The 22,125-nt window shown below is 70.4% G+C and carries 21 protein-coding genes and 1 tRNA gene; 9 read left to right on the top strand and 13 right to left on the bottom strand.

Annotation, left to right across the window (positions count from 1 at the left end; genetic code table 11):
• Position 1 precedes the first annotated feature (1 nt).
• Positions 2-895 (bottom strand): AEC family transporter, encoded by an 894-nt coding sequence (locus tag CEG14_RS02285; RefSeq protein ID WP_094824725.1) that lies wholly within the window; start codon positions 893-895, stop codon positions 2-4.
• Positions 896-1,012: 117 nt separating this feature from the next.
• Between CEG14_RS02285 and CEG14_RS02280 the strand changes: the two genes are divergently transcribed.
• A complete protein-coding gene (locus tag CEG14_RS02280) occupies positions 1,013-1,249 on the top strand; it encodes a response regulator transcription factor (RefSeq protein WP_094824724.1) in 237 nt (78 codons plus the stop codon).
• Between the two features lie 27 nt (positions 1,250-1,276).
• Here the strand turns inward: CEG14_RS02280 and CEG14_RS02275 are convergent, their stop codons facing one another.
• Positions 1,277-1,840 carry a hypothetical protein gene (locus tag CEG14_RS02275; protein ID WP_256985561.1) on the bottom strand — a complete coding sequence of 188 codons (564 nt, stop codon included), beginning with the start codon at positions 1,838-1,840 and terminating at the stop codon, positions 1,277-1,279.
• Between the two features lie 41 nt (positions 1,841-1,881).
• Between CEG14_RS02275 and CEG14_RS02270 the strand changes: the two genes are divergently transcribed.
• The 3 genes from CEG14_RS02270 to CEG14_RS02260 all read left to right on the top strand — a co-directional run bounded on the left by CEG14_RS02270 (position 1,882) and on the right by CEG14_RS02260 (position 5,093).
• Positions 1,882-2,787, top strand: a complete 906-nt coding sequence (locus CEG14_RS02270) for an alpha/beta hydrolase (RefSeq protein ID WP_094824723.1) — start codon at positions 1,882-1,884, stop codon at positions 2,785-2,787.
• A gap of 36 nt (positions 2,788-2,823) precedes the next feature.
• The gene (gene gshA / locus CEG14_RS02265; protein WP_094824722.1) at positions 2,824-4,410 is read left to right on the top strand and encodes a glutamate--cysteine ligase; all 1,587 of its coding nucleotides are present in this window, start codon (positions 2,824-2,826) and stop codon (positions 4,408-4,410) included.
• A 137-nt stretch (positions 4,411-4,547) separates the two neighbouring features.
• Positions 4,548-5,093, top strand: coding sequence for a lipocalin family protein (locus CEG14_RS02260; protein ID WP_094824721.1), 546 nt, complete (start codon positions 4,548-4,550; stop codon positions 5,091-5,093).
• A gap of 47 nt (positions 5,094-5,140) precedes the next feature.
• Here CEG14_RS02260 and CEG14_RS02255 read toward each other — a convergent pair whose 3' ends face one another.
• The 3 genes from CEG14_RS02255 to CEG14_RS02245 form a co-directional block, all read right to left on the bottom strand.
• On the bottom strand, positions 5,141-6,082 hold the full coding sequence (locus CEG14_RS02255; RefSeq protein ID WP_094824720.1) for a succinylglutamate desuccinylase/aspartoacylase domain-containing protein: 942 nt from the start codon (positions 6,080-6,082) through the stop codon (positions 5,141-5,143).
• A gap of 80 nt (positions 6,083-6,162) precedes the next feature.
• Positions 6,163-7,149: a Bug family tripartite tricarboxylate transporter substrate binding protein gene (locus CEG14_RS02250; RefSeq protein WP_094824719.1), complete on the bottom strand. Its 987-nt coding sequence runs from the start codon at positions 7,147-7,149 to the stop codon at positions 6,163-6,165.
• 145 nt (positions 7,150-7,294) lie between these two features.
• A complete protein-coding gene (locus CEG14_RS02245; protein WP_094824718.1) occupies positions 7,295-8,206 on the bottom strand; it encodes a LysR family transcriptional regulator in 912 nt (303 codons plus the stop codon).
• A 101-nt stretch (positions 8,207-8,307) separates the two neighbouring features.
• Here CEG14_RS02245 and panB point away from each other — a divergent pair, with 101 nt between their 5' ends.
• On the top strand, positions 8,308-9,132 hold the full coding sequence (gene panB / locus CEG14_RS02240; protein WP_255032078.1) for a 3-methyl-2-oxobutanoate hydroxymethyltransferase: 825 nt from the start codon (positions 8,308-8,310) through the stop codon (positions 9,130-9,132).
• Between the two features lie 72 nt (positions 9,133-9,204).
• On the opposite strand, the gene CEG14_RS02235 is transcribed toward panB, so the two are convergent.
• The 3 genes from CEG14_RS02235 to CEG14_RS02225 all read right to left on the bottom strand — a co-directional run bounded on the left by CEG14_RS02235 (position 9,205) and on the right by CEG14_RS02225 (position 11,985).
• The gene (locus CEG14_RS02235; RefSeq protein ID WP_094824716.1) at positions 9,205-10,281 is read right to left on the bottom strand and encodes a hypothetical protein; all 1,077 of its coding nucleotides are present in this window, start codon (positions 10,279-10,281) and stop codon (positions 9,205-9,207) included.
• A 79-nt stretch (positions 10,282-10,360) separates the two neighbouring features.
• Positions 10,361-11,341 (bottom strand): hypothetical protein, encoded by a 981-nt coding sequence (locus CEG14_RS02230; protein ID WP_143277161.1) that lies wholly within the window; start codon positions 11,339-11,341, stop codon positions 10,361-10,363.
• A gap of 569 nt (positions 11,342-11,910) precedes the next feature.
• Positions 11,911-11,985: transfer RNA gene (locus CEG14_RS02225), tRNA-Arg, on the bottom strand.
• A 288-nt stretch (positions 11,986-12,273) separates the two neighbouring features.
• Here CEG14_RS02225 and CEG14_RS02220 point away from each other — a divergent pair.
• Positions 12,274-13,182, top strand: a complete 909-nt coding sequence (locus tag CEG14_RS02220) for a c-type cytochrome (protein WP_094824714.1) — start codon at positions 12,274-12,276, stop codon at positions 13,180-13,182.
• 121 nt (positions 13,183-13,303) lie between these two features.
• Here the strand turns inward: CEG14_RS02220 and CEG14_RS02215 are convergent, their stop codons facing one another.
• The 4 genes from CEG14_RS02215 to CEG14_RS02200 form a co-directional block, all read right to left on the bottom strand.
• On the bottom strand, positions 13,304-14,827 hold the full coding sequence (locus CEG14_RS02215; protein ID WP_094824713.1) for a 3-hydroxyacyl-CoA dehydrogenase: 1,524 nt from the start codon (positions 14,825-14,827) through the stop codon (positions 13,304-13,306).
• 42 nt (positions 14,828-14,869) lie between these two features.
• Entirely contained in the window at positions 14,870-16,099 is a 1,230-nt protein-coding gene (locus CEG14_RS02210; protein WP_094824712.1) for a CaiB/BaiF CoA transferase family protein, read from the bottom strand.
• Between the two features lie 121 nt (positions 16,100-16,220).
• The gene (locus CEG14_RS02205; RefSeq protein ID WP_094824711.1) at positions 16,221-17,369 is read right to left on the bottom strand and encodes an acyl-CoA dehydrogenase family protein; all 1,149 of its coding nucleotides are present in this window, start codon (positions 17,367-17,369) and stop codon (positions 16,221-16,223) included.
• A gap of 34 nt (positions 17,370-17,403) precedes the next feature.
• Entirely contained in the window at positions 17,404-18,030 is a 627-nt protein-coding gene (locus CEG14_RS02200; protein ID WP_094825255.1) for a TetR/AcrR family transcriptional regulator, read from the bottom strand.
• A gap of 209 nt (positions 18,031-18,239) precedes the next feature.
• Between CEG14_RS02200 and CEG14_RS02195 the strand changes: the two genes are divergently transcribed.
• Both CEG14_RS02195 and CEG14_RS02190 read left to right on the top strand, forming a co-directional pair.
• On the top strand, positions 18,240-19,232 hold the full coding sequence (locus CEG14_RS02195; protein WP_094824710.1) for an NAD(P)H-dependent flavin oxidoreductase: 993 nt from the start codon (positions 18,240-18,242) through the stop codon (positions 19,230-19,232).
• The gene (locus CEG14_RS02190) at positions 19,229-19,978 is read left to right on the top strand and encodes an enoyl-CoA hydratase-related protein (RefSeq protein WP_094824709.1); all 750 of its coding nucleotides are present in this window, start codon (positions 19,229-19,231) and stop codon (positions 19,976-19,978) included. The genes CEG14_RS02195 and CEG14_RS02190 overlap by 4 nt, the downstream gene beginning before the upstream one ends.
• Before the next feature lie 9 nt (positions 19,979-19,987).
• Here the strand turns inward: CEG14_RS02190 and CEG14_RS02185 are convergent, their stop codons facing one another.
• A complete protein-coding gene (locus CEG14_RS02185) occupies positions 19,988-20,839 on the bottom strand; it encodes an enoyl-CoA hydratase/isomerase family protein (RefSeq protein ID WP_094824708.1) in 852 nt (283 codons plus the stop codon).
• Positions 20,840-20,946: 107 nt separating this feature from the next.
• Between CEG14_RS02185 and CEG14_RS02180 the strand changes: the two genes are divergently transcribed.
• Positions 20,947-21,810, top strand: coding sequence for an NAD(P)H-hydrate dehydratase (locus tag CEG14_RS02180; protein WP_094825254.1), 864 nt, complete (start codon positions 20,947-20,949; stop codon positions 21,808-21,810).
• Positions 21,811-22,125 lie beyond the last annotated feature (315 nt).

Here is a 22,125-nt window from a genome sequence, read left to right as displayed (position 1 = left end):
CTCAGTGGCGGGTGAACCAGAGCAGCGCCGGCGCGAACACCAGGAACACCACGGTGGAAATCAGCACGGCGCCGGCGGCGGTGTCGCCCATGTCGGTATAGCGCCGCGCGTACATGTAGCTCACCACGGCGCAGGGCATGGCCATCTGCAGCGCCAGCGCGCCGGCCAGCGGCGCGGTCAGGCCCAGCATCCAGACGGCCGCCCAGCCCGCGGCAATGCCCACCACCAGCCGCATCATGCCCACCACCGCGCCGGTGCGCAGCCCGCTCGACGGGATCAGCGCGAGCGCATGGCCCAGGCTCAGCAGCATCAGCGGCACCGTGACCGCGCCCAGCATGCTCGCGGTCTCGATGATCCAGTGCGGCACCGGGATGCCGGTCAGCCGCAGCGCCACCGCCACCACGGCGGCCACCAGCACCGGGCTGCGCCAGCCGCCGCTGGTGCTCGCGCCGGGCAGCAGGCGCACGCCCAGCGTGTGCATCACGAAGGAATTCACGGCAAAGAAGGCCACCGCGGCCGACAGGCCCACGTCGCCGAAGGCCAGCTGCGACACCGGCAGGCCGAGGTTGCCGGCGTTCGGCATGAAGGCGGTGGGCAGCAGCTTGCGCACCGGCAGCTTGAGCACCTTGAGCAGCACGGCGCAGATCAGTGCGCACAGCGCCAGCGCGAGCAGCGAGGCCATCGCGATGTCGCCGAGCGCGCGATCGTCGAGCTCGGTGGTGACGAACGTGTGGAATACCAGCGCGGGCGTGGTGACCGAGGTCACCAGCATCGTGACGAAGGCGCCGCCGAACGGATAGTCGCGCTTGCCCCAGAACACCCCGATGCCCACGCAGGTCAGCAGCGGCGCCAGCATCACGACGGCGGACATATAAAACTGCGCGATGGCAAACATGGAACTGCGCTCTACGTAAAAAGGGAAAAGTAATCGTCGGGGCGATGCGGGCGCGGATCGGCTGGCGACAGTGCGCAGGCGGCACGGCAGCATCGTCCGCCGACCTCCAGGCCGCTCATGACCCCGCCCACGCTCACCCCGCGCGAGCTGCAATGCCTGCGTTACGCCGCGGCCGGCCTGCCCAGCCCGGCCATCGCCGCCCACCTCGGCATCACCCCACGCACCGTGGAATTCCACCTGGCCAACGCCCGCCGCAAGCTCGGCAGCCGCAATCGCTGCGCCGCCGTGGCGCGTGCCCTGCAACTGGGCCTGCTCGCGGCACACCCGCCGCCGGGCCCAGGTCCGGAATCATAACGGCAGCGCGCCCATCGGCGCAGCCGCTCAGGGCGCGGGCGCCAGCACCACCGATTTCAGGAAGGTCTCGGCCTCGGCCTGTGGCAGGCCCGCCACGGTGCCGGCGGCCACCGCCTGCACCAGCAGGCCGTCGCTCACCCAGACCCGCGCGTGCAGCCAGCGCGCCGGCTCGCCCGGCGGCGCGCGCAGATGCATGACGGCGCCGAAGGCGGGCAGGTCGGCCGGCGGCGCCAGCCCGAGCCGCGCATAGAGCGAGCGTTGCGCGGCCTCGCCCAGCTGACGGCGCGCCTGCGCCGTCAGGTCCGGCGGCAGCACCGCGTGGCCGATGGCGAACACCCCGTCGCCCACCTGCGCCGAGCTCAGCGTGAAGGCGAGCGTGTGGCCCGGCATCGGCAGCTCGCGCGTCTCGCTGCGGACCTTGGCCGGGAAGGCCGCGCGCACGCGGCCGTCGGCGACCGTGAGCTCGCGCCAGTTGTAACTCGGGCTGCACGCCGCCAGCAGCAGCGCCATCAGTCCGGCCCACAGGGCCGTCCCGCCGCGCCCGGGTTGCGCGCGATTCTTGAGGATGAAACCAAACCGCAGTGAAATCATCTTTGTCCGGCCCCCGGCCCTTCCCTAGACAGGTCTCTACAGTGTCGCCGAATTCCTACACCTACGCAGCCGATGGCACCCGTCTCGCCCGATACCGCTGGGCGCCCGCCGCCGGCGTGCGCCCGCGCGAGGGCGGCATCTACCTGCTGCACGGCCTGTCCGAGCACATGGGCCGCTACGACCACGTGGCGCGCGCGCTGGCCGCGCAGGGCTGGCGCGTGGCCGCGCACGACCACCGCGGTCATGGCCATTCGGCCGGCGCGCCCGCGAGCCTGCGGCGCCAGGACGACCTGGTCGACGACGCCGCGGCCTGCATCGAGGCCTGTACGGCCGAGTGGGGCCGCCCGCCCGTGGTGATCGGCCACAGCCTGGGCGGACTGGTCGCGGTGCGGCTGGGTCTGCGCCATCGCGTGCGGCTCGCTGGCCTGGTGCTGGCCAGCCCGCCCTTCATGGTGCGCGTGCCCGGCTGGACCCGGCGCGCGCTGCAGTGGCTGGCCGATCATCATCCCGATGCCCGCATCCCCTACGGCCTGACGCCGGCCAAGGTCTCGCACGACCGCCAGGTGGTGGCGGCCTTCAAGGCCGACCGGCTGGTGCATCGCTGCATCACGGGACGGCTGGCGCGTTTCATCGACGAGACCGGCCGCGAAGTGCTCGCCGAGGCGCCCATGCTGTGCCATCCCACGCTGCTGCTGGTGGCGGGCGACGACAGCATCGTGGCGCCCGAGGGCAGCCGGCTGTTTGCCCAGCGTGCGCCGGCCGGGCTGTTGCGGTTACGCTGGTACGACTCGGCCTGGCACGAGCTCTTCAACGAAACCCCCGCCATCGCCGAGGCCGTCCTGGCCGACCTGCACGGCTGGCTGGACGGGCAGTTTGGGAGCACACTGGATCAAATTCCCCTGCCCGCTCCCGGGGCAAGCCCGGCAGAGCTGGCCGGCTCCCCGTAAAATCCGGCCTCGACCCTACCGTTACAAGAACAATCCGTGATTGATACCGCCGCAACCCGCCTGGCCCGCCTGCAGGCCAATCCCGCCCTTCTCGCGCAGACCCTGCGCGGCGTCGAAAAGGAAGGCCTGCGTGTGGACCCCCAGGGCGCGCTGGCCCGCACCCCGCATCCGGCGGGTCTGGGCTCGGCCCTGACCAACGAGCACGTCACCACCGATTACTCCGAAGCGCTGCTCGAGCTGATCACCGGCACGCACGGCAATGTCGATGCCCTGCTGGCAGAGCTCACCGACACGCACCGCTTCGTCTACAGCCAGCTCGGCGACGAGGTGATCTGGAATCAATCGATGCCGGCGCAGCTGCCGGACGAGGCTGATATTCCGATCGCCTGGTACGGCACCTCCAACACCGGCATGCTCAAGCACGTCTACCGCCGCGGCCTCGCCGCGCGCTACGGCAAGACGATGCAGTGCATCGCCGGCGTGCACTACAACTACTCGCTGCCCGACGAGATCTGGTCGCTGCTCGACCCGGCCGGCACCTCGGTGCAGGAAAGCCGCTCGCGCGGCTACATCGGCCTGATCCGCAACTTCACGCGCTACTCGTGGCTGCTGATGTATCTGTTCGGCGCCGCGCCGGCCCTGTCGCGCGAATTCCTGCGCGGCCGCGCGCACCCGCTCGAGCAGCTCGATGCCGACACGCTCTACCTGCCCTACGCCACCAGCCTGCGCATGAGCGACCTGGGCTACCAGAGCGATGCGCAGTCGCAGCTCAAGCCCTGTTACAACGATCTGAACACGTTCCTGGCGCGCATCTACGGCGCGGTCACGCAGCCCTGGCCGGCCTATGAGGCCATCGGCACGCGCCGCGACGGCGAGTGGGTCCAGCTCAACACCAACGTGCTGCAGATCGAAAACGAGTACTACTCGAGCATCCGCCCCAAGCGCGCCACCGGCCGCGGCGAGCGCCCGATCACCGCGCTCGCGGAGCGGGGCGTGCAATACGTCGAGGTGCGCTGCCTCGACATCGATCCCGAACAGCCCGCCGGCCTCGCGCCCGACACCGCGCGCTTCGTCGACGCGTTCCTGCTGTACTGCGCGATGTCCGACAGCCCCTACTTCACCGAAAACGGCTTCTGCCAGCGCAGCGCCGACAACTTCTCGGTGGTCGTGAAAGAAGGCCGCAAGCCGGGCCTGATGCTCAACCGCGAATGCCAGCCGATCGCGCTGGCGCAATGGGGCAACGAGTTGCTCGACGCCATCGCGCCCTACGCCGCCCTCTACGACGCGGCGCTGGGCGGCGATGCCTATGCGCGCGCGCTCGAAGGCCAGCGGGTCAAGCTCGCCAATCCCGATCTCACCCCGTCGGCGCGCCTGTTGGCCGCGCTGCGCGATGGCAAGCAGACCTTCCACGCCTACTCGCTGGCGCAGAGCCGCCGCCACGCCGACACGCTGCGCGCGCAACCCTTGCCCGCCGCGCAGGCCGAGCGCTACGCCGAGGCCGCGCGCGAATCGAGCGCCGAACAGGCCCGCATCGAAGCGGCCGACACCATCGGTTTCGACGAGTACGTGGCGCGCTACCACGCGGCCCTGAAAAACCCGCTGCCGGCCCGCGAAGCCGGCTGAAATACCGCACGCCAGGCCGGCGCCCGCCCGCGCGCGCGCCGCGCCGCGCCGGCGCGGTATTCTTGAGGGGTGACACCGCCGCGGCCTGGCCGCGCGGCCGGGCGCCCGCCAGGGCGCCGCCACCAAGGAGACTTTCCATGCTACGCAATGCCGTCCGCCGCGCACGCCTGTGCGCGCATGCCTGCCTGGCGCTCGCCGGCGCCACGCTCGGCGCCGCCGCCGTGGCCGCCCCGCCCGTGCAGACCGTTCCCGCCGTCGACCTCTCGCGCTATGTCGGCAAGTGGTACGAGATCGCCAACTTCCCGATGTTCTTCCAGCGTCAGTGCGTGGGCGACACCACCGCCGAGTACGCGGCCAATCCCGACAAGACCGTGTCGGTGACCAACCGCTGCCGCACCAAGGACGGCAGCATCGACTCCGCCCACGGCACCGCCACGGTGGTCGAAGGCAGCAACAACACCAAGCTCGAGGTGTCGTTCTTCAAGCCGTTCAAGGGCGACTACTGGGTGATCGGCCTCGACCCGGAATACCGCTGGGCAGTGATCGGCACGCCCGACCGCAAATACCTCTGGATCCTGTCGCGCTCGCCGCAACTGCCGAAGGATCAGCTCGACCTCGCCCTCAAGGCCGCGAGCGACCAGGGCTACACCTTCGAAGAGCTGCGCTACACGCCGCAGCAGTAAACCGCAAACGGGCCGCACGCAGCGGCCCGTTGCACGTCCGGACCCGCTCAGCCGGCGTAGTCGCGCGCCAGCCGCACGACGGTCACGCCGGGCTTGAGCTGGCGCAGCGACGGCATGATGAGGGTGCAGCGGTCATAGGGCGTCACGAAGGCTTCGCCATCGGCCCAGCCCAGCACCGTGCCGGCCGCCTCGAAGGTCTCCAGGCCCTGCCAGTCCTGCGCGAACCGCACGTCCATCGACGGCGCCACCACCGGGGTGGTCACCTCCAGCACCCGTTGCGCCTCGGGCGCGGGCTGGCGCCAGCCCGCCGGCAGGTCCGCCTCGTCAAGCAGGCCCGCCGCCGTCAACATGCGCGCGCACATGTCGCGCGCCACGGTGCGCGCCGCCGGATCGCCGTGGAAGCCGCACTCGATCAGGAGCGCGCAGGCCTCGCCCTGCGGATCGCCGAACTGCGCGTAGTCGCGCATGCGCACCCCGTCCTTGTGGCCGGCGTCCACGACCACGTGACGCGGCGCGCCCAGACTGCGCGCCAGTTCGATGTTGCGCGGCAGCGTGCCGGTGAGCAGCAGCGGCTCGCCCGGCTCGTGCATCGAATGCAGGTCCAGCAGCCAGTCGGCACGCGCGATCCACGGCGCCAGTTCGCAGGCGCGGCGCCGCTCGCGGGTGATGGGATCGGCCAGGCGCGCCGCGCTCCAGACCCGGTTCATGTCCTCGTCGACGAAGCGCGAGGCGTCATGCCGCGCGGGCTCGAAGCGGTCGAACGCCTCCAGGTTGCCGAACACCAGTGTCAGGCTGCCGCGGCGCGGCCGCAGGCCCGTGGCGAGCAGGTCCTTCAGCGCCCAGGCGCCGCACAGTTCGTTGCCATGCACCAGCGCGGAGATCGTCAGGTTGCGCCCCGGCACGCCCGAATCGAAATGCCAGACGCCCGGCGTGCCGGTGTTGCCGGCGCGCTCGGCGCCGAGGTCGGGTTGGGTGAGTGTGAATGCCATGATGCGTGACGCCGCCGGGCAAGCCAAGGCGGCGTCGATTCCTCGGTAGGTGGAAAGCCGGCGCGCTCGCGCCGGTGATGTCACTGCGCTTCGATGTGGGCGGCCTTGACCAGCGCGCCGTACTTCGCGGTCTCGGCGGCCTGGAACGCCACCGGATCGAGCCCCGGGCGCGAGAGCTCGCCGCCGGCCTCCTGCATCTTGGCGCGGAAGGCCTCCGACTGCAGCACCTTGCCCAGCGCCGCGGAAAGCTTCTGCGCGACCGGCTGCGGCAGTCCCGTCGGGCCGTAGAGCGCGAACCACACGTTGATGTCGACGCTCTCGAACCCCGGCGTCTCGGCCAGCGCGGGCACGTCCGGCGCCACCGGCGAACGCTTCTTCTCCGTCACGCCGAGCGCCACGATCTTGTCGGACCGCACCTGCGGCAGGCCCGAAGACAGCACCAGCATGCCGAAGTCGAGCTGTCCGCTCATCAGGTCGGTGACCAGCGGCGCCACGCCGCGATACGGCACATGTTCGGCGCGCGTGCCGGTGGCCTGGTTCACCATCTCGCCCGCGAGATGCAGCGTGGTGCCCACGCCCGACGAACCGTAGTTGAAGGTGCCGGGCGCCTTGGCGCGCAGTTGCTCCAGATACTGCGCGGCCGTGGTCACGCCGGAGGCCTTCGAGGCCGCGAGCAGCATGGGCTGCGAGGCGATCACGCCCAGCGCTGTGAAGTCCTTGGCGCCGTCGTACTTGACCGCGGCGTTGATCATGCGCGCGATCACCATTTCGTTGGTCGACCCCAGCAGCAGCGTATAGCCGTCCGCCTGGGCGCGCGCCACCCGCTGCGCGCCGATGGTGCCGCCCGCGCCGCCCACGTTCTCGATCACGACGCTCTGCCCCAGCTCCTTGGACAGCGCTTCGCCGAACAGCCGGGCGGTGAGGTCCACGCTGCCGCCCGCGGGATAGCCCACGATGAGCGAGATGGGCCGGTCGGGGTAGTCGGCGGCGCGCGCCAGTTGCGGCGCGAGCGCGGCGGAGACGCAGGCGGCGGCGAACGCCGCCCGCAGAAAGCGCGGAACGAACATGATTTATTTCCCTGTGGCGACGCGGCCTGCTTCGGTCCGCGCCTGTTATGAAGACGGATTGCCCAGGAATTGTGCGCCGGCGTCTTCCGGCCTCAGGTGCCGTATCGGCACGCTTCGGTGCCGATATGGTTTTGCCACGGCCGCCTCACTGGCCGCGCTGGGTCGCGTCCCACACCGCCTCGGCCAGGTCGGAGAGACGCGCGCGCGGCCGGTACAGCCGCACCTCGAAGCTGACCTCTTCGGCGCGGCCGCCCAACACCGCCAGCGCGCCGCGGCGGCAGTCGCCGCCCACCATCGACCACGGCAACCAGCCCACCCCCAGCCCCTTCTGCACCAAACCATGCGCCGCATCGAGCGAGTCGCAACGGATGAAGGGCGTGAGCGCATACGGAAAGGTGTCGAGCCGGTCTCCCACGATGCGCGCCATCGACAGCCCGCCGACATAGGTGATCAGCGGCACCGGCGTGCCGCCCTCGGCCAGCGCGTGGCGCGGCCGGCCGCGGCTGTCGACCTGGCACACCGGCACCAGCCGGTCGGTGCCCAGGGTCATGTAGCGGTAGCGCCCCGGGGTGAGGTCCACCGACAGCGCCGGATGCTCGTAGCCGCACAAGAGGTCGGCGCGACCCAGCTCCAGTTGCTGCGTCATGTCCTGCATCCGACCGGTCGAGATCTCGACCTGCGTGCCTTCGCCCAGCACCTTGGGCGAGCGCAGGCGCAGCCGCGCGATCCAGTCGGCCACCAGCGTGCGCGCCAGGCTGCGCCCGGTGGCAATGCGCACCACCGCCTCGCCGGCCGGGCCGCTGGAGCGGATCCGGCTGCGCACCAGCCCGACGCGTTCGACCACCTGCGTGGCGGTCTTGAGCAGGGCCTCGCCCTGCGCCGTGAGCCGCACCGGCGCCCGCTCGCGCTCGACCAGCGGCGCGCCGGCCCAGGCCTCGAGCGCACGGATGCGGCGACCGAACGCGGGATGCGTGACGTGGCGCAATTCGGCGGCGCGCACGAAGCTGCCGGTCTGCGCCAGCGCGATCAGGTCTTCGAACAGTTTGAGATCGGCCATGTCGGGCTTCCGGAATGAGGGCACGCGGGCGCGGCACGTCTACAATCGGCCGCGAGCCTGCAAGCCCGCTGTATAGCACACGCCACACCAGGGAGACGTCCGTGAGCATCGACCCCAACCTCAAGCGCATCACCACGCGCCAGCTGCGGCAGTGGGATCCCGCGCGGCCGATCGTGGCGCTCACCGCCTACACCGCGCCGATGGCGCGCCTGCTCGATCCGCACTGCGACCTGCTGCTGGTGGGCGATTCGCTCGGCATGGTGGTCTATGGCATGGACACCACGCTGCCGGTCACGCTCGACATGATGATCGCGCACGGCCAGGCGGTGATGCGCGGCTCGCGCCGCGCCTGCGTCGCGGTCGACATGCCCTTCGGCAGCTACCAGGAGGATCCGCGCCAGGCCTATCGCAACGCGGCCCGCATCATGGCCGAGACCGGCGCGAGCTGCGTCAAGCTGGAAGGCGGCGTGGAGATGGCCGATACGGTGCGCTTCCTGGTCGAGCGCGGCATCCCGGTGGTGGGCCACATCGGCCTGAAGCCGCAATCGGTGCACGGCCACGGCGGCTTTCGCACGGTGGGCCGCGGCGACGAGGCGCGCCAGGTCAGCGACGACGCCCGCGCCATCGCCGATGCCGGCGCCTTCTGCATCGTGATCGAAGGCACGGTCGAGCCGCTGGCACGCGAGCTGGCGCAGGCCCTGCCGGTGCCCACCATCGGCATCGGCGCATCGCCCGCCTGCGCCGGCCAGATCCTCGTCACCGAAGACGTGCTCGGCCTCTACGCAGAGTTCACGCCGCGCTTCGCCAAACGCTACGCCGAGATCGGCACGGCCATCGACGCGGCGGTCGCGGCCTACGCGGCCGACGTGCGCGCGGGGCGGTTTCCCGGGCCGGAACACTGCGCGCCCGCCAAGCCGGCGGGCTGAGGCGCACAAAGACGCTTCAAAGCGAAATGCCGCGCGCGCCTCGCGCCGCGGTTGCGCTGGCCGTGTCGCGGTTCAACCCGGGCACAGCGCCGCCTTGTGCTGCTCGAGATAGCGCGCCGATTGCGTGCGCAACCAAGCCAGCGGCTCCGTGGCCGTATCCGCCGGGTAGCTGTTCATCGGCTTGCCGAAGTACAGGTCGATCTCGCGCCCCGCCAGCTCCTTGTTGCCTGCCGGCGGCTGTCCGGCCTGCTCGCGCGCGCGCCAGGCCTGCAGCGCGGACACCCCGGCAGCGATGGCGGCGGTGTAGCGCCCATGATTGAACCCGATCATCGCGTCGCGCTGCTGCTGCGACAGGGTGTGATTGAACAGCTCGCCGGACAGCGCCTGGCCGTTGGCGGCGAACCAGCGCAGCAGGCCGTCCCATTGTGCGCGGCGCGCCTCGGTGGGCCGCGCATTGCGGTCGACCGTCTGGAATGCATCGGCCTGGGCCGCGTCGAGCCGGCGGATCGCGGCCGTCACCGGCTGCGTCAGCCCCCCGGCCGCCACCGCTTCCTTGAAGTCGAACAGCATCACGTAGACCGGGTCGCGACTGCCCGGCGCCAGGCCGCCCGATTGCAGGTCGCCGATGGCCGTGAAGAGATCGTAGTATTGCCGCGCCTCGCGCGTACCGGCGCTGGTGAACCAGTCCAGCACCTCCTGGTACTGGGCCTCGTCGAGCTGCGCCACCGCCCACAGCAGCGGCGCCATCTGCGCCTGTTGCTGCGGCGACGCACGATCCGCGCGCGCCTGCTCGATGAAGCCGGCACGCAGGGTGTCGTAGTAGGCGCGGTAGGCCGGCACGAAGTAGCGCGCCGGGTCGCGCCCCAGCGCGCATCCGCGCGCCTGCAAGGCCTCGACCAGCCCCGGCTCCACCGCCGCCGCGATGCGCGTGTCGTTCCAGCGATCCATCAGCCTGCTGCTGCGATCGGCCGCATCGAAGATGCGCTTGGCACGCGGCGGCGTGTGCGGCACCACGATGCGCGTGCCGGCAGGCGCCGTGACACTCGGCGCGGCCTGGGCCTGCACGACAGCCGGCGTCGCGCCGGCCAGCGCGAAGGCCAGCAGGCCCCACACGCCCCTCGAGGTAATGCCGAAACCCGATACCGCCATGGCGAGACTCCCGCACCGTGCAATGGTTGCGGCATCGTAGCCGATGCGGTTGCGTGCGCCCAGAGATCCGGGCGTCACTTCATTGCAGGCACCACGCGGCACCCGGAACGACGGGAATCTCCGTCGCGCTTTTCAATGGCGGGATGGATACGGGATGCATGACGGACGACGAGGGAGAGAATCGCGCAAGCCCCGTCGTTTCGGCTGAACCCCTTTTTTCCTGCCTATCCAAATAGACGATCGCCACGTCGTCACCGGAGGCGGAAACGATCATCTCACTGGGTTGTGCTGACAGGTGCCAGATCGTGCTGGAACCGTCGGGCGTGGTGCGTATGAGCCCAAGATTGCGATTGGTGGCAAGCGCTCCCCACGCGTACAGGTTGCCGGACTTGTCGACACTCGGCAGTGTCGTCGTTATGAACCCGGCGATCACCACGGGTACGAGCGCGCCAACCTCGTCCCGTCGAATTCGATAAATCTCGCTCGAGGCGTATTTTTTTTCGAAGTTCGCGTCTTCGAAGCGCGGCGATCCGCCATAGGTGTGAAACAGAATCTCCTGACCCGACAAATACTGGATCGGTCCACCACCGAACATGCCGATTGCTTTTGGCGCGAACCGTTCATCTGAACGCGCCCCGCACCTGTACTCCCAGATCTCCATGTCGGAGAAGGGAATGCGATGATTTTCAGGATGCATGCGATTTGCGCGCCAGTAGGCGACTTGGGACTCGTCGCGCGACATGAATGCCGCCAGCTTGATACCGGGGCGCAACGGCAATACCTGCAGGCCACTGCCGTCGGCATGCATGACAAGAATCTCGCTGGCCGCCGCCCCTGCTCGCAGAGCCGCGGTTGAACCATCGGCAAGAGGTTGGCGACTGACGAGGATGAAATTGCCCGTGGGTGAGTACGTGGCCACGTCATAGCGGTATCCCGCTGGAAGCGCGTACCGATACAGGCGGCTCGAATCGAGGTCATATCGCATGACTTCGCAAGGACGGCGCTGCTCTTCAGCACATTCGACGAACAGCCAACGCGTCCCTTCGGGATCGAGGCTCAACGAATGGATGTACCGCCCTCCACGCGGCAATTCGGCGCCCTGCGCCGTGAGATCGACCGACTGGATTTTCTCGGATCCCGCCACCGCAGCATATGAAGGGGCGAACGCAACGATGCAGATCGCTGCGAGGGATCGCCATGACCGCCACCTATCTCGGCTTATCACGATGGTCTACTCCAGCACCCGTGTTCAGGGCAGCATAGCGATGGTAAGTCGCGCTTGGATTGGGAGAGAGACGATCCCGTGCACTTCAGACCGATGGGTGTCGGACGCGGCAACGACGGCCGTGGCTCGCCGCTGCGATGCATGCACCGGCGTGCGGCCAACAGGGCAAGAGGGAGCGATACGAGCGCGCATGGCGCGGCGCCAGGACCGGAAGCGGTGCAAGGGGCGTGAGGGATGCGAGGGAGGAGGCATCTGCCGCGGCGCGTGCCACGGAGGGAGGCGGGTGTCCGGCGGGCCGCGCGCCGCACTGGCATGCGGGGGGCCTGCGCCGGGATCGAGCTCGACGCTTCAGGCAAAGCCGAAACGCAAACCCGACCGAACTTACACCCGAATCATCGAAATTCTGGCGCGCCCGACAGGAATCGAACCTGTATCAAGAGCTTCGGAAACTCTCATTCTATCCATTGAACTACGGGCACAGAGAGGCGGTATTGTACCTGCTTTTGCGGGTCGTGCCTGCGCGTCTCGCGCGGCGGCATCGGGGAATGCCCGCGCATACGGGTTTCGCCCCCGATATGACGTTATATAATCCAGCGTTTGCTTTTCAGGTTGGCCCGGGTTTCCCCGCCGCGGCCTGGAATCTGCATGAAGGCGCCCGTTCAAGAAGCGCTGTCTGGGCCCCCCTCGTAGTGTTGTTGTCGAATCTGGTTGTCGCAAGTCTGCTGCCGCCGCAAGGCGCCCCTGTACCCGATTAGCAGGATTTGGTCATGAGCAACGAGCAGGAACACGTCGAAGAACACAACTCGCCCATCAAAACGCCCAAGCAACTGGCTGTCACCGTCGTTCTGGCGTTCGTCATTCCCATTCTCCTCATCCTGCTGCTGGTCAGCATGGTCGCCTCCGGCACCAAGGTCGGCGCGGGATCGGCCAGCCTGTCCGAAGAGGCCATCGCGCGGCGGATCGCACCGGTGGCGGGCTTCGAGCTGATCGATGCCAACGCGCCGCGGGTGTTCAAGACCGGCGAACAGGTGTTCCAGTCGGTCTGTATGGCCTGCCACGCCGCCGGCGTGGCAGGGGCCCCGAAAGTGGGCGACAACGGCGCCTGGGCGCCCTTCATCAAGACCGGTTTCGAGGCAATGATGAACGTCGCGCTGCACGGCAAGGGCGCCATGCCTGCCAAGGGCGGCAACCCCGCCCTGTCCGATTTTGAAGTCGCGCGCGCGGTGGTCTACATGGCCAACAAGTCGGGCGGCTCGCTCCCCGAGCCGGAAGAGCCCAAGGCCGAAGGCGCCGCGGCGCCTGCAGCCGCGGCCCCGGCTGCTGCGGCGCCGGCGGCAGCCGCCGCACCGGCCCCCGCGCCCCAGGCCCAGGCGCCCGCCGCTGCGCCCGCTGCGCCCGCCGCCGCCGCCGCCCCCGCCAACACCGCCACCGCCAACGCGGCCGGCGAGAAGCTCTACAAATCCACCTGTTTCGCCTGTCACGGCACGGGCGTCGCCAACGCGCCGCGCTTTGGCGACAAGGCCGCGTGGGCGCCCTACATCGCCACCGGCATGGACGAAATGCTGAAGGTCGTGCACACCGGCAAGGGCGCGATGCCGCCCAAGGGCGGCGCCGTCAACGCCTCCGACGACGACCTGCGCGCCGCCGTGCAGTACATGGTCGACGCCGCGAAGTAGGCGCACCAGGAAGCGCCCGACACGGCCCCACACGACGCCTGCCCCACGCGGCAGCGCGCACCCCGGGTGACAACGAAAAACGCCAGGCAATGCCTGGCGTTTTTCGTTGCGCGCGCAGCCTTCAGGCGGCGTGGTCGGTCAGCAGCGACAGCCCGAGCTGCACGCGGCGTTGCAGCCACAGGCTGGGGCGATAGCGCGGATCGCCGGTCACGCGCTGCACGTTGCGCAGGATCTCGAGGATGCGCGCGGCACCCAGCGCATCGCCCATGGCGAGCGGGCCCTGCGGATAGCCCAGGCCGAGCGTGACGGCACGGTCGATGTCGGCAGCGGTGGCGATGCGCTGCTGCGCGATGTCCGCCGCGATGTTGACGATGCAGGCCACGATGCGCTGCGCCACGAAGCCGGGCGAATCGTCGATCACGGTGACGGCGGCGCCATCCTTGGCGAACAGCGCATGGGCGGCGTCGCGCCAGGCCGGCTGCGTGGCCGGCGACACCATCACGGTGCGGCGGCGCGTGGGTTCGAACGCATGCAGCGCGTCCACGCCGACGGTGCGCGCGCCGTCCAGGCCCTGCTCCGCCACGCTGGTGGACACATCGTCGCCGAACGGCGTGACCAGGATCAGCGCGTCGGCCGGCGCGGTTGCGCCCTCAACCGGTTCCACGCCATTGGCCTGCAGCAGCGCGCGCACGCGCGCCTGGCCCTCGGCATGGGCCGGGCTGACCCAGACCTTCAGGCCGGCCGGCAGCGCCGGCACCGCGGGCTCGGCCGGCACCTGCTTCTGGCCGTCGCGATACGTGTAGAAGCCTTCGCCCGCCTTCTTGCCGATCAGGCCGCCGGCAAACCGCACCGTGGTGATGGGCGAGGGCTTGAAGCGCGGTTCGTCGAAGAACTGGCGATAGATCGACTCCATCACCGGATGCGAGACGTCGAGCGCGGTGAGGTCGAGCAGCTCGAACGGACCCATGCGAAAGCCCGCCTGCTCGCGCATCACCGCGTCGACCTGCGCGAACGTGGCCACGCCCTCCTGCGCCACGCGCAGGCCCTCGGTGTTCATGCCGCGGCCGGCGTGATTCACGATGAAGCCGGGCATGTCCTTGGCGCGCACGGGCGTGTGGCCCATGCGGCGCGCCAGCGCCATGAGCGCGTCGCCCACGGCCGGCTCGGTGCGCAGGCCGTCGATCACCTCGACCACCTTCATCAGCGGCACCGGATTGAAGAAGTGATAGCCGGCCACGCGCTGCGGCGTCTTGCATCCCGCCGCGATCGCCGTGATCGACAGCGAGGAGGTGTTGGAGGCCAGGATGCAGTCGGGGCCGACGACGGCCTCGAGCTGGGCGAACAGCTCGCGCTTGATGTCGAGCCGCTCGATGATGGCCTCGATCACGAGGTCGCAGTCGGCCAGCGCCGCCACGTCGGCGGCCGGCACCACGTTGGCCTGGGCCGCGCTCACCTGCTCGGCGCTCAGCTTGCCCTTGGCGGCCAGCTTGGCCCAGGTGTCGGCGAGCGCGCTGCGGGCGGCCTCGACCGCCTGCGCGCTGGTGTCGTACAAGCGCACGGTGAGGCCGGCCTGCGCCGCGATCTGGGCGATGCCCCGGCCCATGGCGCCGGCGCCCACCACGCCCAGCGTTTGAATCTCTGCCATCGTCTCTGCTCCTGCTTTATTGGAATGTTGCCTGGCCCGGGCTCAGTCAGCGCCGCGCGCCAGGGCGTCGATCTCGTCGTCGGACAGGCCCAGCATGCCGCTGAGCACCTGCCGCGTGTGTTCGCCCAGCACGGGCGGCGCACGGTGATACTGCACCGGGCTGCCGGAGAGCTTGAGCGGGCTGGCCGCCACCGGCACGGTGCCGCCCAGCGGATGCGGCAGCTCGCGCTTCATCTGGCGCGCCAGCACGTGCGGGTCTTCGTAGACCTGGTCGACCGTATTGATCGGGCCGGCCGGCACGCCGGCGCGCTCGAGCTCGGTCAGCCAGGTGTCGCGCGCGCCGCTCGCCATGCGCTCGGCCAGCAGCGGCACCAGCACTTCGCGGTTGCGCACGCGCTGCGGATTGATCGCGAAGCGCGGGTCGTCGGCCAGCTCGGGCAGGCCGATCACGCGGCAGTAGTTGCGGAACTGGCTGTCGTTGCCCACCGCCACGATCAGGTGGCCGTCGGCGGCCGCGAACACCTGGTAGGGCACGAGGTTCTGGTGCGCGTTGCCGGCACGCTTGGGCGCCACGCCCGAGGTCATGTAGTTGAGGTTCTGGTTGGCCAGCATCGCGACCTGGCAGTCGAGCAGCGCCATGTCGATGTGCTGCCCCAGGCCGCTGCGGTTGCGCTCGTGCAGCGCGGCCAGGATGCCCACGGTGGAGTACATGCCGGTCATGAGGTCGGCCACGGCCACGCCCGCCTTCTGCGGGCCGCCGCCGGGCAGGTCGTCGCGCTCGCCGGTGATGCTCATCAGCCCGCCCATGCCCTGGATCATGAAGTCGTAGCCCGGGCGGCTGGCGTAGGGGCCGGTCTGGCCGAAGCCCGTGATCGAGCAATAGATCAGGCGCGGGTTCACTTCCTTCAGGCTGTCATAGTCGAGCCCGTACTTGCGCAGGCCGCCGACCTTGAAATTCTCGACCAGGATGTCGCTCTGCAGGGCCAACTCGCGCACCAGCGCGGCGCCGCGTTCGGAGGCGATGTCGAGCGCCACGGAGAACTTGTTGCGGTTGGCCGAGAGGTAATAGGCGGCCTCGGAGGTGTTCTCGCCCGCCTCGTTCTTGAGGTAGGGCGGGCCCCAGGCACGGGTGTCGTCGCCCGACCCCGGGCGCTCGATCTTGATCACCTCGGCGCCGAGATCGGCCAGGTTCTGGGTGCACCAGGGGCCCGCGAGCACGCGGGTCAGGTCCAGCACGCGAATGCCGGTCAGGGGAGCGGGACGTTGCGACATGGTGGGGTCTGCGTAAGGCATCGGGAATCAGGCATATTAGCCCCGGGGCCCGCCGGATGTGTTCCGTTTTGTGCACGAGATTGTGCAGCCGGCGCACATCCTGCGCCCCCGGGCGACGGGCTCAGGCGTAGGCCTTGAGCGCCTCGCGCGCGATCACCAGCTGCTGGATCTGCGTGGTGCCCTCGAAGATGCGGAACAGCCGCACGTCGCGGTAGAAACGCTCGACCGCGTACTCGGCCATATAGCCTGCGCCGCCGTGGATCTGCACCGCGCGGTCGGCCACGCGGCCCACCATCTCGGTGGCATACATCTTGCAGCAGGCGGCCTGCATGGTGGTGTTCTCGCCGCGGTCGCGCATGCGGGCGGCGTCGAGCACCATCGAGCGCGCCGCATAGAGCTCGGCCTGGCTGTCGGCGATCATGGCCTGCACCAGCTGGAATTCCGCGATGGGCTGGCCGAACTGCTTGCGTTCGAGCGCGTAGCGCACGGCATCGCGCAGCAGGCGCTCGGCGATGCCCACGCACAGCGCGGCGATGTGCAGCCGGCCCTTGTCGAGCACGCGCATCGAGGTGCGGAAGCCATTGCCTTCCTGGCCGCCCAGCAGCGTGCTGGCCGGCACGCGGCAGTTGTCGAACACCACGTCGCAGGTGAGCGCGCCGGCCTGGCCCATCTTCTTGTCGGGCTTGCCCAGCGTCATGCCGGGCGTGCCGGCCGGCACCAGGAAGCACGAGATCGAATCGGCGCGGCGCTCGGGCGCGGTGCGCGCCATCACCGAAAACAGGCCCGCGATCGGGGCGTTGGTGATGTAGCGCTTGGTGCCGTTGATGACGTAGTGGTCGCCGTCGCGCTGCGCGGTGGTGCGCAGCGACATCGCATCGGAGCCCGCGTCCGGCTCGGTGAGCGCGAAGGAGCCGATCAGCTCGCCGCTCGCCAGCGCCGGCAGGTATTGCTCGCGCTGCGCGTCGGTGCCGGCCAGCACGATCGACTGCGAGCCGATGCCGATGTTGGTGCCCGCGAGCGAGCGGAAGGCCGGCGAGGTCTGGCCCAGCTCGAACACCACGCGCACCTCCTCCTCCATCGTGAGGCCGAGCCCGCCATACTCGGGCGAGATCGACAGGCCGAACAGGCCCAGCTCGCGCATCTCGCGCACGATGTCGTCGGGCACCGCGCCGCTGCTGGCGAGTTCTTCCTCGGCCGGCACCAGCCGTTCGGTGACGAAGCGGCGCACCGCGTCGAGCAGCAGCGTGAGGGTTTCTTGATCGAGAGCCATGATGCTTACCTTTGCAGAATGCGGGAGCGGCGCCTCAGGCGGCCAGCAGCCCCCGGGTCAACAGATCGAAATAGCCTTGGGCGATGGCGCGCGCGCTGTCGCGCTGGCCGGGCTTGTACCAGCGCACCATCCAATTGAGCATGGACAGCACGGCGCGGCCGGTGGCGGCGACTTCCTGCGCGCGGAACGCGCCGCTGCGCACGCCCTCGTCGAGAATGCCGCGCAGGCGCTGCTCGTAGGCATCGCGCAGGCGCGCGGCGTCGGCCTGCTCCGGCAGCGCCATGCCCGAGTAGCCCACCAGCATGGTGACGAACTCCGGGTGGTGGGCCTCGAAGTAATCGGCATGCGCCAGCATGAAGGCGCGCAGCTGCGCCTGCGGCTCGGCCGCCTGCGCCACCGCGGCATCGACGGCGGCGCTCAGGCCGGCCAGCACCTCGAGGATGATGGCGTCGTAGATGTCCTGCTTGGTGGGGTAGTAGTGATAGATCGCCGCCTTGGACACGCCCAGCGCGCCGGCCAGGTCGGCAATCGAACTGTTTTCGTAGCCGCTCTGCGCGAACAGCCGGGCGGCTTCGGCGAGGATGCGCTCGCGCGCGGCCGGAAGCGTCGGGGGCCGGCCGGCACGGGCGCGCTTGGGCGGGGCTGCGGAGTCTGCGGACATGGGTTCGGGCGGCTGCGGGCGCGCCCGCATTGACACGGATTCGCGGCTTGCCGTTAAATGATTGGGTTAATTACCGGACGACCGGTAGGTAATTATAGGCAGACTTGTTTCACGGGTTCAAGCGCGGCCGCGTCCGGGGTTACCCTCGGCGTCACGCCCGCGCTTTCCACAACCTCTCTTCCGACCTCTTACGCACAGGTGAACGCCCCATGAATGCCCGCGCCGAGACGACTCCGCACGCTTTGGTCAACGATCTCTACGGCCGCCTGCGCCTGCCGGTGATCGCGTCGCCGATGTTCATCGTGTCCAATCCCAAGCTGGTGATCGCGCAGAGCACCAGCGGCATCATGGGCTCCTTCCCCGCGCTCAACGCCCGCCCCCAGACGCTGCTGGCCGACTGGCTCGCCGAGGTCCAGGAGGGGCTGGCGGCCCACCGCAAGGCGCATCCGCGGGCGGTGGTGGCCCCGTTCGCGGTGAACCAGATCATCCATCAATCGAACGACCGGCTCGAGCACGACCTGGCCGAGTGCGAGCGCCACAAGGTGCCCTTCATCATCACCAGCCTGCGCGCGCCGGGCGACCTGGTGGCCGGCATCCACAACTGGGGCGGCAAGGTCTTCCATGACGTGACCACGCTGCGCCACGCGGAAAAGGCGCTGGAGGCCGGCGTCGACGGCCTGATCCTGGTGTGCGCGGGCGCGGGCGGCCACGCCGGCACGCTGAGCCCGTTTGCGCTGGTCAACGAGGTGCGCCGCTTCTACGACGGCCCGCTGATCCTGTCGGGCGCGATCACCTCCGGCGCCGACGTGCTGGCCGCGCTGGCCATGGGCGCCGACTTCGCCTACATGGGCACGCGCTTCATCGCGAGCGCCGAGGCCAATGCCTCCGAGGGCTACAAAGACGCCATCGTGCAGGCCAGCGCCTCCGACATCCTGTACACGCCGTTCTTCACCGGCATTCCCGGCAACTACCTCAAGGCCAGCATCGTCAACGCGGGCCTGGATCCGGCCAACCTGCCCCAGCCCGACCCGGGCGCGTCGAACTTCGGCAGCGGCCGGGCCAAGCCGTGGAAAGACATCTGGGGCGCGGGCCAGGGCGTGGGCAGCATCGCCAGCGTGGAGCCGGCCGCCACCATCGTCGACAACCTGGCGCGCGAATTCGAGCAGGCGCGCGCGGCCCTCGCCGCCCGGACCTTCGCATGAGCGGCCCGGTGCGCCAGGCGCGCGACGGCGCCGTCCTCACCCTCACCATCGACCGGCCCGAGGCACGCAACGCGCTCGACCGCGCGGCCTACGATGCGCTCACGGCCGGCCTGCGCGAGGCCGCGGGCGACCCCGGCGTCGCGGCCGTCATCCTCACCGGCGCGGGCGGCCACTTCACGGCGGGCAACGACCTGCGCGACTTCCAGGCCGACCGGCCCGAGGGCGACAGCCCCGCGCTCACCTTCCTGCGCGCGCTGATCGACCTGGACGCGCCCGTGATCGCGGCGGTCGAGGGCAATGCGGTGGGCGTGGGCGTGACCCTGCTGCAGCATTGCGATTTCGTCTACGTGGCCGAGGGCGCCGTGCTGCGCCTGCCATTCGCGGCGCTGGGCCTGTGCCCGGAGGGCGGCTCCAGCCTGTTGCTGCCGCAGATCGCGGGCGCGCGCCAGGCCACCGAGTGGCTGCTGCTGGGCGACAAGTTCGGCGCGCGGGAGGCGCTGGCGCACGGCCTGGCCAACGCGGTCACGCCGGCCGGCGGCGCGCTGGCGCGGGCGCAGGAAACCGCGGCCCGGCTGGCGGCCCAGCCGCGCGCGGCGCTGCGCGTGTCGAAGGCCCTGCTCAAGCGCTCGTTGCGCCCGCAACTGCACGAGACGCTCGACGAAGAGGCGCGCCAGTTCCGCGCGCGCCTGCAGAGCGACGAGGCCCAGGCCGCCTTTGCGCGCTTCTTCGCCGCGCGCAAGGGCTGACCGCAGGTCTCAGAACGGCGCGTCGGTGCCGAACGCGGGCGGTCGCTTTTCGCGCAGCGAAGCCACGCCCTCGCGCACGTCGGGGCCGGCGAAGCCCATGAATTCGAGCGCCAGCGAGGTGTCGAACGTGGGGCCGGCCTGGCGCAGCCAGTTGTTGAGCGAATACTTGGTCCAGCGGATCGCGGTCTGCGATCCGGTGGCCAGGCGCGTCGCGATCTCGAAGGCCTTGGGCAGCAGCTGGTCCTGCTCCACGCACAGCGACACCAGGCCGATGCGTTCGGCCTCGGCGCCGGTCACGGTTTCGCACAGCAGCAGGTAGTACTTGGCCTTGGCCATGCCGCACAGCAGCGGCCACACGATGGCCGCGTGGTCGCCGGCCGCCACGCCCAGGCGGGTGTGGCCGTCGATGATGCGCGCATCCGGGGTGGCGATGGAGATGTCGGCCAGCAGGCCGGCCACCAGTCCCGCGCCCACCGCCGCGCCATGCATGGCCGACACCACCGGCTTGCCGCAATTGATCACGTTGTAGACCAGGTCGCGCGCCTCGCGCCACACGCGGGCGCGCACGTCGAAGTCGTCGGCCATGTCCTGCACCAGGCCCAGGTCGCCGCCGCCCGAAAAGCCCTTGCCCTCGCCGCGGATCACCACCGCGCGCGTGTCGGGATCCGTGTCGATGTCGCGCCACACGTCGGCCAGCTCGCGGTGCATGCGGTGATCGGCGGTGGAGAGCTTGCCCGAGGCGTCCTTGGCGCCCATCACGAGCTCGAGCACGCCGTGCGGATGACGCCGGAACTTGAGCGCCTCGTAGCGTGCGTAATGATCGAGGCCGGGCAGGCCCGCGTCCGGGTTGGCTTGCGTCATGCGTCTCTCCCGCGGGCGCGCCGCGCCCGGTCTGTGGCGGCCTGCGGGCCGCGGTCGTTTTGGGGCACTATAGTGGAAAGCCCACGATGCGCCAGCCCGGAACGTTCATGCCGCAAACACCCTCGCCCGCCGCCACGCCGATCTCCCGCGACGACTTCCCGGCGCTGTTCGCTGCGCGTGCGGCCGACGGCCACAAGGGCACCTACGGCACGCTCGCCGTGGTGGGTGGCGCCGCCGGCATGACGGGCGCGGCGCTGCTGGCGGCGCGCGCCGGCCTGCGGCTGGGCGCGGGCAAGGTGCTGGTGGGCCTGGTGCAGGAGCCCTCGCCCCTGCCCTGCGACCCGCTGCAGCCCGAGCTCATGGTGCGCAGCGCGCGTGACCTGCTCGACGCCGGCCTGCCGGTGTCGGCCTGGACGGTGGGCTGCGGCATCGGCATGGGCGCCGAGGCCGTGAGCGCGCTGGCGGCGGTGTTTGCCGCGCGTGGCGACGCGCCGATGGTGCTGGACGCCGACGCGCTCAACCTGCTGGCGCGCGGCGCGCTCACGCCCGCCTGGGGCGATGGGCCGGTCGTGCTCACGCCGCACCCCGCCGAAGCGGCCCGGCTGCTCAACTACACGACCACCGAAGTGCAGAATGGCCGCCCCGACGCCGCCCGGGCGCTCGCGCGCCATTACCAGGCCTGGGTGGTGCTCAAGGGCGCGGGCACGCTGGTGTGCGCGCCGGACGGCCAGCGCTGCCTCATCAACACCTCGGGCAATCCGGGCCTGGCCACCGCCGGCACCGGCGACGTGCTGGCCGGCATGCTGGGCGCGCTGCTGGCCCAGGGCTTGCCGCCCGCCACCGCCGTGCCGGCCGCCGTCTGGCTGCATGGCGCGGCCGCCGACGCCCTGGTGCGCGCCGGCATCGGCCCGATCGGCCTGACGGCCGGCGAGCTGGCCGACGCCGCCCGCGCGATCCGCAACGGCCGCTGAGGCAGGGCCGTCGCGGCGGCGTCGGCCGCTGCGCCACGCCGGGACGGCGGCCCGCGCCGCCCCGCCCTCCCGGCCGCCTCCCTCCCTGCTCTCTATATAGACAACCGCCCTCGCCCGGGGCGCGGTGCCGCCTGCGCGGGCCACCCGCGTCCCTCCCATGCCTGGCTTCGACCTGTCCCTAAAAGCCTCGGTCACCGGCCCAAGCGCCTGTTTCGCCTCGAGAAATGGCTATTTACAACATCCCTAGGGAAAACCCCTAGAATGTTCTTGCGATGGCCTAGGGTTATCCCTATAATGGTTTCTACCGAGACGACA

Origin of the sequence: Bordetella genomosp. 1, from assembly GCF_002261335.1 — a bacterium.
Lineage (GTDB): Bacteria > Pseudomonadota > Gammaproteobacteria > Burkholderiales > Burkholderiaceae_B > Bordetella.
The sequence above is the reverse complement of the archived record's forward strand: the minus strand, read 5'-3'. Positions and strand labels throughout refer to the sequence as shown.